Below are 12578 nucleotides of genomic sequence, written 5' to 3' on the forward strand. Positions count from 1 at the left end.
ACGCCGGCCGCGGGGCCCCGTCGTCGCCGGCGTGATCGGCGCGGTCGCCGTGGTCGCGGCCCTCGCGATCACCCAGGTGTCGGCAGCGCTCGGTTTCGATGACGCATCGGCGCGCGTCGAAACAGCCGCGCGCGCCGTGGACGCTCAGCGTTCGGAGGTCGATCACCGGTACGCCGCTCTGCTGGAGTCCACGGACGCCGGTCACGTGATCCTCGACACCGGCAGTCCGACTCTCCCGGTGCCGGAGGAATCCTGGTCGGCCCTCACCGCCGCGGTCGCGGACGGCGAGGGGATCGGAGCGGCCGTGGAGGACGCCGTGGCGGCCGATCGACCGCCCGCACGCGACAAACCGGCCTGGTTCTGGGAGCTCTTCGGCACCACCGCCCAGTTGGAGGACGACGAACGGGCGCTCGATGAGCTCGACGCGAACCTCGAGCGGGCGTCGGCGGACGCCTCGCGCGGACGGGACGCCGTGGCCGAGAGCGGACTGGCCGTGCTCGCGACGGCAGGGCAGGCGGCGACCGCGTTCGAGGCGGCGCACGTGTCGGCTCGCAACGATGCCGTGATCGCCCTGCGCGACGCCGCGGCCGACGTCGCCGCCGTGACGACCATCGACGACACCGCGGTCGCGGCCTACGTCGCGCTGCAGGATGCGGCGGCCCAGGTCGTCGCCACCGAGGCGGCGGAGTTGAGCGAGAAGGACGGCCCCCTCCGCGGCGCACGCCTCGAGATCGAGGCGTTCGCCCGGTCGCTGGCCCCCGGAGTGCTCCTGGAGTTCGACTGGGCCGCGACCGTCAACGGCGCGGGCGCCAACGGCAGCATGGGCGGCTACACCACGTGGTGGTGGGACGAGCCGGGTCGCGCCGTCATCCAGCTGTCCGACTCGGTCGCCCAGCAGTGGCCCGCCGATCGGAGCAAGGCGCTCGTCGCGCACGAGGTGGGACATGCCATCAGCGTCAAATGCCAGGGCATGTACGACTCCTCCACCCAGGACAGCATCGAGAAGTGGGCGACGGCCTGGGCGATCAGCATGGGCTTCACCGACGACGCGAACGGCGTCTGGGCCTACGGCTACCCGCCGCAGAACTACATCGACGCGGCCGCCGGCTGCCGCTGACGGAAACAGAGAACCGCCACGGATGATCCGTGGCGGTTCTCAGTTCGACTCGGCGTCTGTTCGACTCAGCGGGAGGTCACTGCCCCCGGCGCTCACGCAGCTGCGTCAGCGCGTCTTCGAGGAGCTGTACGGCCTCCTCGTCGGTGCGACGCTCCTTCACATACGCGAGGTGCGTCTTGTAGGGCTCCGTCTTGGCGACGGCGGGAGGGTTCTCCTTGTCGCGCCCCGCGGGAAGGCCCGACTGCGGGTGGTCGATGATCTCGGGGATCTCCTCCTCGGGCAGACCGGCCGCGAAGTAGCGGACCGTCTCATTGCCGAGGCCGTCCCAGTACGTGACGGCGATGCGGTCGGCGTGGTAGCCGTGGTCCTGCTCGCCCATCGGGCCGGAGCCCACCCGGGTACCGCGGATCGCGTTTCCACCGGTAGCCATCAGATCACCTCGAACTTCGTGATGAGGCCCAGCGCGACGATGGCGACGAACCACGTGAGCGCCAGGACGACGGTGAAGCGGTTGAGGTTCCGCTCCGCGAGACCGGAGGAACCCACCGCGGTGGTCATGCCTCCGCCGAACATGTCGGACAGGCCGCCACCGCGACCCTTGTGCAGGAGGATGAGGAGAGTCAGCAGCACGCTGGTGATACCCAGCACGACCTGCAGGACGAACTCGAGAATTGCCACGAGAAAGAGCCTTTCGCTGGGGCCGGAGCGCCCCCGTAACGGTCAAGTATACGGTGCAGCGGGGCCGCAGCCCCGCCGCACTCACACGCCGACGTGCTTCTCGAAACGGATGATCGCGGCGAACTCGTCGACGACGAGGCTCGCCCCGCCGACCAGGGCGCCGTCCACATCGGGCTCCCGCATGAAGCTGGCGATGTTCGCCGCCTTCACCGAGCCGCCGTAGAGGATGCGCGTACGCGCCGCCGCCTCGTCGCCCAGGACCTTCGCGATCACCCCGCGCAGCGCGGCGCACACGTCCTGCGCCTGCTGCGGGGTCGCGGCCTGACCGGAACCGATCGCCCACACGGGCTCGTACGCGACGACGATGTCCGCCGACGGCGAGACGCCCTGCAGCGCCGCCTCCAGCTGACCGGCCGGAACCGCGCTCGCCCCGAACTTCTCCAGGTCCTCCGCGGTCTCGCCCACGCAGATCACCGGCACCAGGCCGTGCTTCAGCGAGGCCTTCACCTTGGCGGCGACGACCTCGTCGGTCTCGTCGTGGTACTCGCGACGCTCGGAGTGACCGATGATGACGTAGGTCGCGTCGAGCTTCGACAGGAACGCGCCGGAGATCTCGCCGGTGTACGCGCCCGAGTCGTGCGCCGACACATCCTGCGCACCGAAGGCGAACGGGATCTTGTCGGCGTCGATCAGCGTCTGCACGCTGCGGATGTCGGTGAAGGGCGGGAACACCGCGACCTCCACCGAGCCGTCCTCGTGCTTCGCATCCTTCAACGTCCAGTGCAGCTTCTGCACGAACGCGACCGCCTGCAGGTGGTCGAGGTTCATCTTCCAGTTGCCCGCGATCAGCGGGGTACGGGAGCTCACGCCCATCCGAGGACCTCCAGCCCAGGTAGTTTCTTGCCCTCGAGGAACTCGAGGCTCGCTCCGCCTCCGGTCGAGATGTGACCGAAGCGGTCGTCGGCGAAGCCGAGCTGGCGCACGGCAGCCGCCGAGTCGCCGCCGCCGACCACGCTGAGGCCGTCGACCTCGGTCAACGCCTGCGCCACGGCCTTGGTGCCCGCCGCGAAAGCCGGGAACTCGAACACGCCCATCGGCCCGTTCCAGAACACCGTCTTGGATCCGCGGATCACCTCGGCGAAACGGGCCGCCGTCTCCGGACCGATGTCCAGGCCGATGCCCGACGCTCCGAACGCGGTCTCCTCGATCGCGTCCGCGGCCGCCACCTCGTGCGCCGCGTCCGCCGAGAAGGACGCCGCCACGACCACATCGGTCGGGAGCACCAGTTCGACGCCGCGCTCCTGCGCCTCCGCGATGTAGCCGCGCACCGTGTCGAGCTGATCCTCCTCGAGGAGGCTCGACGCCACCGGGTGGCCCTGCGCCTTGAGGAAGGTGAACAGCATGCCGCCGCCGACCAGGATGCGGTCGACACGCGGCAGCAGGTGCGAGATCACGCCGAGCTTGTCGCTCACCTTGGAGCCGCCGAGCACGACCGCGTAGGGCCGCTCCGGGTTCTCGGTGAGGCGGTCGAGCACGTCGAGCTCAGCCGCGATCAGCAGGCCCGCCGCCGAGGGCAGACGCTTCGCGAGCTCGTACACGCTCGCCTGCTTGCGGTGCACCACGCCGAAGCCGTCCGAGACCAGCACGTCTCCCAGCTCGGCGAGCTGACCGGCGAACGCCTCGCGCTCCGCCTCGTCCTTCGACGTCTCCCCCGGGTTGAACCGGAGGTTCTCGATCACCACGACCCCGCCGTCCTCCAGGGAGGCGACCGCGTCCTTCGCGGATTCCCCGACGGTGTCGCGCGCGAACGCGACGGGAGCGCCGAGGAGCTCGGACAGACGCTGAGCCACGGGCTCCAGGCTGTACTGCGGGTCGGGGGCACCGTCGGGGCGGCCGAGGTGCGAGCAGACGATCACGCGGGCGCCCGCGTTGATCAGCGTGTTCAGGGTCGGCAACGAGGCCCGAACGCGGCCATCGTCCGTGATGACCCCGTCCCGCAGGGGGACATTGAGATCACAACGGACGATGACGCGCTTGCCCTCGAGCGACCCCAGGGAGTCCAGGGTGCGCAGAGTCATGTGTCTGAGCTTAGAGGCGCTCGGCCACGTACTCGGTCAGGTCGACGAGACGGTTGGAGTAGCCCCACTCGTTGTCGTACCAGCTCGAGACCTTGATCAGGTTGCCGCTGACGTTGGTGAGCGTGGCGTCGAAGATCGACGAGTGCGGGTTGTGCACGATGTCGCTCGACACGATCTGGTCCTCGTTGTACTGCAGGTAGCCCGCGAGACGACCGTCGGCGGCAGCCTTCTTGTAGGCCTCGTTGACCTCCTCGACCGTGAGGTTCTCGCGGTCGGTGATCAGCGTGAGGTCGACGATCGAGCCCGTGGGGACCGGAACGCGGTACGACGAGCCGCTGAGCTTGCCGTTCAGCTCGGGCAGCACGAGACCGATCGCCTTGGCCGCACCGGTCGACGCCGGAGTGATGTTGATCGCGGCGGCGCGTGCACGACGCAGGTCCTTGTGCGGGCCGTCCTGCAGGTTCTGGTCGGCCGTGTAGGCGTGCGCGGTCATCATGAAGCCGCGGTCGATGCCGAAGGCGTCGTTGAAGACCTTCGCCAGCGGCGCGAGGCAGTTCGTGGTGCACGAGGCGTTGGAGATGATGTGGTCCGTCTCCGGGTTGTACGTCTCCTCGTTGACGCCCATCACGATGGTGCGGTCGTCGCCCGTGGCGGGAGCCGAGATGAGGACCTTCTTCGCGCCGGCCTCGATGTGCTTGCGTGCCGCGTCGGCGTTGGTGAAGAAACCGGTCGACTCGATGACGATGTCGACGCCCAGCTCGCCCCACGGAAGGTTGGCGGGGTCGCGCTCAGCGAACGCCTTGATCTCCTTGCCGTCGACGGTGATGCTGTCCTCGTCGTAGCTGATCTGCGCGTCGAGGACGCCGCCGACCGAGTCGTACTTCAGGAGGTGCGCCAGGGTCTTGTTGTCGGTGAGGTCGTTGACCGCGACGATCTCAAGGTCTGCTCCCTGCGCGAGCGCCGCGCGGAAGTAGTTGCGTCCGATGCGGCCGAAGCCGTTGATACCGATCTTGACAGACACTCAGGTCTCCCTGTTTCTCATGCGCCGGAGACCGCTGTCGAAGCGGGCGCCATGCGCGGGTTTTTTGGCTGAGATGGCGCCCCGACGAGCCGTGGGCCCGCCGGGACGCGACCCGGTTACGACAGTACCAGCAGGCCGTTCGTCTGCTTGCGGGCGACCTCGAGGCGCTGGGCGACGTTCTCCCAGTTCGCGATGTTCCATGCGGCCTTGACGTAGTCGGCCTTCACGTTCAGGTAGTCGAGGTAGAACGCGTGCTCCCACATGTCGAGCTGGAACAGCGGGATCGTGCCCTGCGCCGTGTTCGACTGCTGGTCGAACAGCTGCTGGATGATCAGGCGCGAGCCGATCGAGTCCCAGCTGAGGACGGCCCAGCCGGACCCCTGGATGCCGGTCGCGGCAGCCGTGAAGTGCGCCTGGAACTTCTCGAACGAACCGAAGTACTCGTCGATGGCGGCCTTCAGCTCGCCCTCCGGCTGACCGCCGCCGTTGGGCGACAGGTTGGTCCAGAAGATCGAGTGGTTGACGTGACCGCCGAGGTTGAACGCGAGGTCCTTCTCGAGCTTGTTCACGTTCGCCAGGTTGCCGCTCTCGCGGGCCTCGGCCAGCTGCTCGAGCGCGGTGTTCGCGCCGGCGACGTAGGTCGCGTGGTGCTTGTCGTGATGCAGCTCCATGATCTTGCCGCTGATGTGCGGCTCGAGGGCTGCGAAGTCGTACGGGAGGTCGGGGAGGGTGTAGGTCGCCATATCGCTTTCATCCAATCCGCGCCGCGCCCGCGGCGCTTGCCGATCCTCCGCGCCACCGATGTGCGGCGTGGAGCGGACGTCTCTCATCCTAGTGAGGACAACACCGGGTCGGACCGGATCCTTCCTCCCGTTGACGACGGCCCGCCACCCCGGGTAGGGGCGACGGGCCGTCGGAGCAGAGGCGGGTGGATCAGACGTCGAGCCCGGCGGGGACAGCGGCCTCCGTGCCGGGGATGCCCTCCTGCTGGGCGCGCTTGTCTGCCATGGCGAGAAGACGACGGATGCGACCGGCGACCGCGTCCTTGGTGAGGGGCGGGTCGGCGTGGTGGCCGAGCTCGTCGAGGCTGGCGTCCCGGTGCGCGAGGCGCAGCTCGCCGGCGACCCGCAGGTGATCGGGAACCTCGTCGGCGAGGATCTCCAGCGCGCGCTCCACACGGGCGCACGCGGCCACCGCCGCCTGCGCGGAACGCCGCAGGTTCGCGTCGTCGAAGTTGACCAGGCGGTTCACGCCCGCGCGCACCTCGCGACGCTGACGCAGCTCCTCCCACGCCAGCGCGGTACGGTGAGCGCCCATCTCGCTGAGGATCGTACGGATCGCCTCGCCCTCGCGCACCACGACGCGGGGCATGCCGCGGACCTCGCGCGCCTTCGCGGCGACGCCCAGACGGTGTGCGGCGCCCACGAGCGCCATCGCCGCCTCGGACGACGGGCAGGCGACCTCGAGCATCGCCGAACGGCCGGGCTCGCTGAGCGATCCGGCGGCCAGGAAGGCCCCACGCCACAGACCGGCGATCTCGGCGCGCGAACCCGTGGTGAGACGGTTCGGCAGGCCGCGGACCGGACGGCGACGCGGGTCGAGCAGGCCGGTCTGGCGGGCGAGGGTCTCCCCCTGCGCGATCACGCGCACGGCCCAGCGGGCGCCGTCGTTCGCGGTGCTCGACTGCACCTGCGCGATCTCCGGGCGCACGCCGTAGATCTCGGCGAGATCCCTGGCGACGCGGCGAGCGAGGGTCTCTGCATCGACCTCGGCCTCCACGGCCACACGGCCCGCGATGGAGTGCAGTCCACCGGCGAATCGGAGGATGGCTGTCACCTCCGCCACGCGCACCGTCGGGGGTGCATTGCGGATGCTGACGAGCTCAGCCTTGACGTCGGTGGTTAGTGCCACGACACTCCTTCACGTTCACGCGCCGGATCGCGACGCAAACCTCCAGCTTACTCGCCCGGGGGGCTATTCCCTGCCGAGGTCGCGGTGCCGCACGTTCACGGCGACCCCCGGAATCGCGGCGATCCTGCGGGCCAGCTCCTCGGACATCGCGACCGAGCGGTGCTTGCCGCCCGTGCATCCGATCGCGATCGTCGAGTGGCTCTTGTTCTCCCGCTGATACCCCTCGAGCACCGGCACGAGCGCCTTCGCATACGAATCGAGGAAGTCGGTCGCACCCTCGCGGGACAGCACGTACTCGCGGACCGTCTCATCCTGCCCGGTGAGGCCGCGCAGCTCCTCGTTCCAGTACGGATTCGGGAGGAAGCGCATGTCGGCGACCAGGTCGACGTCGGTGGGCAGCCCGTACTTGAAGCCGAAGCTGAGCAGCGTCACCCGATGCCGCGCCTCCCCCTCCTCCGAGAAGATGTCGGAGACCTGCGTCGCGAGCTGGTGGATGTTCAGCGCCGAGGTGTCGATCACCAGGTCGGCGGCCTCGCGGATGGGGGCCAGACGCGTCCGCTCCGTGCGGATGCCGTCGAGCAGAGTGCCATCGCCCTGCAGGGGGTGCGGGCGGCGCACCGACTCGAAGCGACGCACCAGGACGTCATCGGAGGCGTCGAGGAACAGCACCCGGATCTCGCCGCGCGTGCGCAGCAGTCGGGCGACACCCGGGAAATCGTCGAAGAGGTTGCGGCCGCGCACGTCGACCACGGCGGCGACCTTGGGCAGCGAATCGCCACCCATGCCGGTCAGGTCGAGCAGCGGCCGGAGGATCTGCGGAGGCAGGTTGTCGACGACATACCAGCCGAGATCCTCCAGTGCGTTCGCCGCCGTCGTCCGGCCTGCGCCGGACATCCCAGTGACGATGAGGAACTCGCCCTTCTCCCCGTCAGTCATCGCTCCCTGCTCCTTCTCCCCCTCGGTCTCCCAGCCTAGCGAGTGGACAGGTGCGAATGGATGGTCTGAGCGAGCACCGGACCGATCCCCTGTACCTCCTGGATCTGCGACGGGTCGGCGGCGCGGAGGGCCGTGACCGAGCCGAAGTGCTTGAGCAGCACCTTGATGCGAGAGGCGCCGAGCCCCGGAACCTCGGCGAGCACGCTGCCGATGTCTTTCTTGCGCCTCTTGCGCTGGTGCGTGATCGCGAAGCGGTGGGCTTCGTCTCGCAGTCGCTGGAGAAGGTAGAGGGCCTCGCTGGTGCGGGGCAGGATCACGGGGAAGTCGTCTCCCGGCAGCCACACCTCTTCAAGACGCTTGGCGATGCCGCACACGGCGATCTCGGTGTGCCCCGCGTCGTGGAGCGCGCGCGCGGCGGCCTCCACCTGCGGCTTCCCTCCGTCGACGAGGAGCAGCTGCGGCGGATACGCGAACCGCGGCTTGCGCCGTGCGGTCGCCTCGCCCAGGTCCTCCCCCACGACCTCGTCGGTGGTCGGGTCGAGGACCTCCTGCTCCTCCTCCGGCCGATCCAGGTGTGCGAGCCTGCGGCGCAGAACCTGGTACATCGAGTCGGTGTCGTCGGTCGTCTCGGCGATGTTGAACGACCGGTACTGGTCCTTGCGCGGAAGGCCGTCCTCGAACACGACCATCGAGGCGACCACGTTGGTGCCGCCGAGGTGCGAGATGTCGAAGCACTCGATGCGCAGCGGCGCCTCCTCCATGCCCAGCGCCTCCTGAAGATCGGTCAGCGCCTGGGTGCGCGCCACGTAGTCGCTCGTCCGGCGGGTCTTGTGCCGGATCAGCGCCTGCTGCGCGTTCAGCGTCGCGGTGCGCATCAGGTCGGCACGCTGACCCCGATGTGCGACCGCGATCTCGACCTTCTTGCCACGGCGTTCGCGCAGCCACTGCTCCAGCTCGGTCGCGTCGTCGGGGAGCGTCGGGACGAGGATCCGTCGCGGAACATCCTGCGCGTCGCCGTACGCCTGCTGGAGCACCTGGTCGACGAGCTCGGCACCCGTGATGTCGATCTCCTTCTCGATCGTGAGGGCACGGACACCGCGCACGCGGCCGCCGCGGATCACGAAGTGCTGCACGGCGGCGGCGAGCTCGTCTTCCGCGATGCCGAACAGGTCGGCGTCCTCATCGGCCGGCAGCACCAGGGCGCTCTTGCCGAGCACGGCCTCGATCGCGGACAGCTTGTCCCGGTACTTCGCGGCGGCTTCGTAGTCCATCGCGGCGGACGCGGCGAGCATGCGCTTCGTGAGCTCGCGGGTGAAGCGCTCGTCTCCGCCCGCCATGAACGCGATGAAGTCGTCGACCATCGCCCGGTGCTCCTCGATGGACACCGTCATCGAGCACGGCCCGCCGCACTTGCCGATCTGCCCGGGGAAGCACGGGCGCCCGGTCTGCATCGCCCTCTTGTAGCTCGCATCGCTGCAGGTGCGGATCGGGAAGGCCCTGATCATCAGGTCGATGGTCTCGTGCACCGCCCACACCTTGGGATACGGACCGAAGTACCGCGCCCCGGGGATCTTCCTGTTCCGGGTGACGATCACGCGGGGCGCCTCATCGGCGAGGGTGACCGCCATGAAGGGGTACGACTTGTCGTCGCGGTAGCGCACGTTGAACGGCGGATCGAACTCCTTGATCCACATGTACTCGAGCTGCAGCGAGTCGACGTCGGTGGGAACGACCGTCCACTCCACCGACGCAGCGGTCGTGACCATGCGCCGGGTGCGCTCGTGCAGCGTGCGCAGCGGGGCGAAGTAGTTCGACAGCCGCTGGCGCAGGTTCTTCGCCTTGCCGACGTAGAGCACCCGTCCGTTGGCGTCGCGGAACCGGTACACGCCGGGGTCGGTCGGGATCTCGCCCGTCCGCGGCTTGTACGGGAGCACGTCGGCCATCAGCTGGCCTTCCGCGCGGCGCGCCCCTCACCCAGGATCTCGGCGAGGAACTGCCCGGTGTGGCTCTCCTCGACGCGGGCGATCTGCTCCGGCGTACCGGTCGCGATGATCTGCCCGCCACCCGAACCGCCCTCCGGTCCGAGGTCGATCACCCAGTCCGCCGACTTGATCACGTCGAGGTTGTGCTCGATCACGATCACGGTGTTGCCCTTGTCGACGAGGCCGTTGAGCACCTCGAGGAGCTTGCGGACGTCTTCGAAGTGCAGACCCGTGGTCGGCTCGTCGAGCACGTAGATGCTGCGGCCGTTGCTGCGACGCTGGAGCTCCGTGGCGAGCTTGACGCGCTGCGCCTCGCCGCCCGAGAGCGTCGTGGCCGACTGCCCCAGCCGCACGTAGCCGAGCCCGACGTCGACGAGCGTCTTCATGTAGCGGTGGATCGCCTGGATCGGCTCGAAGAACTCCGCGGCCTCCTCGATCGGCATCTCCAGCACCTCGGCGATGTTCTTGCCCTTGTAGTGCACCGCGAGCGTGTCGCGGTTGTACCGCTTGCCGTGGCAGACCTCGCAGTCGACGTAGACGTCGGGCAGGAAGTTCATCTCGATCTTGATGGTGCCGTCGCCCGAGCACGCCTCGCAGCGGCCGCCCTTGACGTTGAAGCTGAAGCGACCGGGCTGATAGCCCCGCACCTTCGCCTCCGGCGTCTCGCTGAACAGGGTGCGGATGCGGTCGAACACGCCGGTGTACGTGGCCGGGTTCGAGCGCGGGGTGCGGCCGATCGGCGCCTGGTCGACGTGCACGACCTTGTCGAGGTTGTCGAGGCCGGTCACCCTGGTGTGCTTGCCCGGAACGGTCCGCGCACCGTTCAGTCGCGAAGCGAGCACCTGGTACAGGATGTCGTTCACGAGGGACGACTTGCCCGAGCCGCTGACGCCGGTGACGGCCGTGAGCACGCCCAGCGGGAAGTCCGCCGTGACGTTGCGCAGATTGTTCGCCCGCGCGCCGACCACGCTCAGCATGCGCTTCTTGTCGATCTTGCGACGCTTCGACGGCATCGGGATCGCCCGGCGCCCGGACAGGTAGTCGCCGGTCATCGAATCGCTGTCGCCGAGGAGCGCGCTGTACGGCCCCGAGTGCACAACGGTGCCGCCGTTCACTCCGGCGCCGGGACCGATGTCGACCACCCAGTCCGCCGCCTCGATGGTCTCTTCGTCGTGCTCCACCACGATGAGCGTGTTGCCCAGGTCGCGCAGCGTGAGCAGGGTCTCGATCAGCCGGCGGTTGTCGCGCTGGTGCAGGCCGATCGACGGCTCGTCGAGCACGTAGAGCACGCCCGTCAGGCCGGAGCCGATCTGCGTGGCGAGCCGGATGCGCTGCGCCTCGCCACCGGACAGTGACCCCGCCGAACGGCTGAGGTTGAGGTACGACAGCCCCACCTGGAGGAGGAAGTCGAGGCGCAGGCGGATCTCGCGCAGCACCTGGGCGGCGATCTTCGCCTCCCGCTCCGTGAGGTGCAGCTTCTCCATGAAGCCCCGCGCGTCGGCGAGGCTCAGGTGCGACACCTCGGCGATCGAGTGGCCGTGCACCTGCACCGCGAGCACCTCGGGCTTGAGGCGGTCGCCGTTGCACACGGGGCACGGCACCTCACGGAGGTACTCGCCCCAGCGGTTGCGCTGCGTGTCGGACTCGGCCTGGAGGTACTGCCGCTCGATGTAGGGCACGACGCCCTCGAACCCGGACGCGTACCGCATCTCCCGGCCGTAGCGGTTCTTCCACTTGACCGTGACCTTGTAGTTCTCGCCGCGGAGCACGGCCTCCTTGACGTCGGAGTGCAGCTCGCGCCACGGCGTGTCGAGCGAGAAGTCGAGGTCGCGCGCCAGCCCCTCGAGCAGGCGCTCGTAGTACTGGAAGAGACCCTTGCCCTGCGTGGTCCAGGGAATGATGACGCCCTCGCGGATCGAGAGATCTTCGTCGCCGAGCATCAGCTCGACGTCCACCGACATGCGCGTGCCCAGCCCGGAGCACGCGGGGCAGGCGCCGAACGGTGCGTTGAAGGAGAACGTGCGCGGCTCGATCTCGGTGAGGGTGAGGGCGTGGCCGTTCGGGCAGGCGAGCTTCTCGGAGAAGGTCTGCCAGGCGTCGTCGCCCTCGCCGTCGACGTAGTTGATCTGCACGACGCCACCCGCGAGTCCCAGGGCCGTCTCCACCGAGTCGGTGACCCGGCCCAGGATGTCGGGCGACGCCACCAGGCGGTCGACGACCACCGCGATGTCGTGCTTGTAGCTCTTCTTCAGCGTGGGCGGCTCGGCCAGCTGGATGAGGTCGCCGTCGACGATCGCGCGGGAGTAGCCCTTGGCGCCGAGCTCGCGGAAGAGGTCAACGAACTCGCCCTTCTTCTGCGACACGATGGGGGCGACGACCTGGTACCGGGTGCGCTCGGGCAGCTCCATGAGCTGGTCGGCGATCTGCTGCACCGTCTGACGCTGGATCTTCTCGCCGCACTCGGGACAGTGCGGCACGCCGATACGCGCCCACAGCAGGCGCATGTAGTCGTAGATCTCGGTGATGGTGCCCACGGTCGACCGCGGGTTGCGGTTGGTCGACTTCTGGTCGATCGACACCGCGGGACTCAGGCCCTCGATGAAATCGACGTCCGGCCGATCCACCTGGCCGAGGAACTGCCGCGCATAGGCGCTCAGCGATTCGACGTAGCGGCGCTGCCCCTCGGCGAAGATCGTGTCGAACGCCAGACTCGACTTCCCCGACCCGGACAGGCCGGTGAACACGACGAGGGAGTCGCGCGGGATGTCGATGTCGACGTTCTGGAGGTTGTGGACGCGGGCACCGCGGACACTGAGTTTTCCGGGGGAGGCAACGGGGACGATGGGCACCGAACA

General features: G+C 68.9%; 10 protein-coding genes and 1 pseudogene. 1 reads left to right on the plus strand and 10 read right to left on the minus strand.

Going from position 1 to position 12578, the window contains the following annotated elements:
* Window positions 1–1117, plus strand: a pseudogene (locus tag DW299_RS19075) (hypothetical protein); the annotation flags it as partial.
* Window positions 1118–1193: 76 nt separating this feature from the next.
* Here the strand turns inward: DW299_RS19075 and DW299_RS10320 are convergent.
* The 10 genes from DW299_RS10320 to uvrA all read right to left on the minus strand — a co-directional run bounded on the left by DW299_RS10320 (window position 1194) and on the right by uvrA (window position 12572).
* The gene (locus DW299_RS10320) at window positions 1194–1547 is read right to left on the minus strand and encodes an RNA polymerase-binding protein RbpA (protein WP_136028839.1); all 354 of its coding nucleotides are present in this window, start codon (window positions 1545–1547) and stop codon (window positions 1194–1196) included.
* A complete protein-coding gene (secG, locus tag DW299_RS10325) occupies window positions 1547–1795 on the minus strand; it encodes a preprotein translocase subunit SecG (protein WP_101845144.1) in 249 nt (82 codons plus the stop codon). Before secG ends, DW299_RS10320 begins: the two co-directional genes overlap by 1 nt.
* Before the next feature lie 81 nt (window positions 1796–1876).
* The gene (tpiA, locus tag DW299_RS10330; protein ID WP_136028837.1) at window positions 1877–2668 is read right to left on the minus strand and encodes a triose-phosphate isomerase; all 792 of its coding nucleotides are present in this window, start codon (window positions 2666–2668) and stop codon (window positions 1877–1879) included.
* On the minus strand, window positions 2659–3873 hold the full coding sequence (locus tag DW299_RS10335; RefSeq protein ID WP_136028835.1) for a phosphoglycerate kinase: 1215 nt from the start codon (window positions 3871–3873) through the stop codon (window positions 2659–2661). The genes tpiA and DW299_RS10335 overlap by 10 nt, the downstream gene beginning before the upstream one ends.
* A gap of 10 nt (window positions 3874–3883) precedes the next feature.
* On the minus strand, window positions 3884–4894 hold the full coding sequence (gene gap, locus DW299_RS10340; protein ID WP_136028833.1) for a type I glyceraldehyde-3-phosphate dehydrogenase: 1011 nt from the start codon (window positions 4892–4894) through the stop codon (window positions 3884–3886).
* Window positions 4895–5010: 116 nt separating this feature from the next.
* Window positions 5011–5637 carry a superoxide dismutase gene (locus DW299_RS10345; protein ID WP_017202787.1) on the minus strand — a complete coding sequence of 209 codons (627 nt, stop codon included), beginning with the start codon at window positions 5635–5637 and terminating at the stop codon, window positions 5011–5013.
* Window positions 5638–5827: 190 nt separating this feature from the next.
* Window positions 5828–6805 carry a DNA-binding protein WhiA gene (gene whiA / locus DW299_RS10350; RefSeq protein WP_136028831.1) on the minus strand — a complete coding sequence of 326 codons (978 nt, stop codon included), beginning with the start codon at window positions 6803–6805 and terminating at the stop codon, window positions 5828–5830.
* A 63-nt stretch (window positions 6806–6868) separates the two neighbouring features.
* Window positions 6869–7741, minus strand: a complete 873-nt coding sequence (rapZ, locus tag DW299_RS10355; RefSeq protein WP_136028829.1) for an RNase adapter RapZ — start codon at window positions 7739–7741, stop codon at window positions 6869–6871.
* Window positions 7742–7776: 35 nt separating this feature from the next.
* The gene (uvrC, locus tag DW299_RS10360; protein WP_136036528.1) at window positions 7777–9684 is read right to left on the minus strand and encodes an excinuclease ABC subunit UvrC; all 1908 of its coding nucleotides are present in this window, start codon (window positions 9682–9684) and stop codon (window positions 7777–7779) included.
* On the minus strand, window positions 9684–12572 hold the full coding sequence (gene uvrA, locus DW299_RS10365; RefSeq protein WP_136028825.1) for an excinuclease ABC subunit UvrA: 2889 nt from the start codon (window positions 12570–12572) through the stop codon (window positions 9684–9686). The genes uvrC and uvrA overlap by 1 nt, the downstream gene beginning before the upstream one ends.
* Between the last annotated feature and the right edge of the window lie 6 nt (window positions 12573–12578).

The sequence above is a fragment of the Microbacterium sp. K35 genome (assembly GCF_004794375.1).
Taxonomy (GTDB): Bacteria; Actinomycetota; Actinomycetes; order Actinomycetales; family Microbacteriaceae; genus Microbacterium; species Microbacterium sufflavum.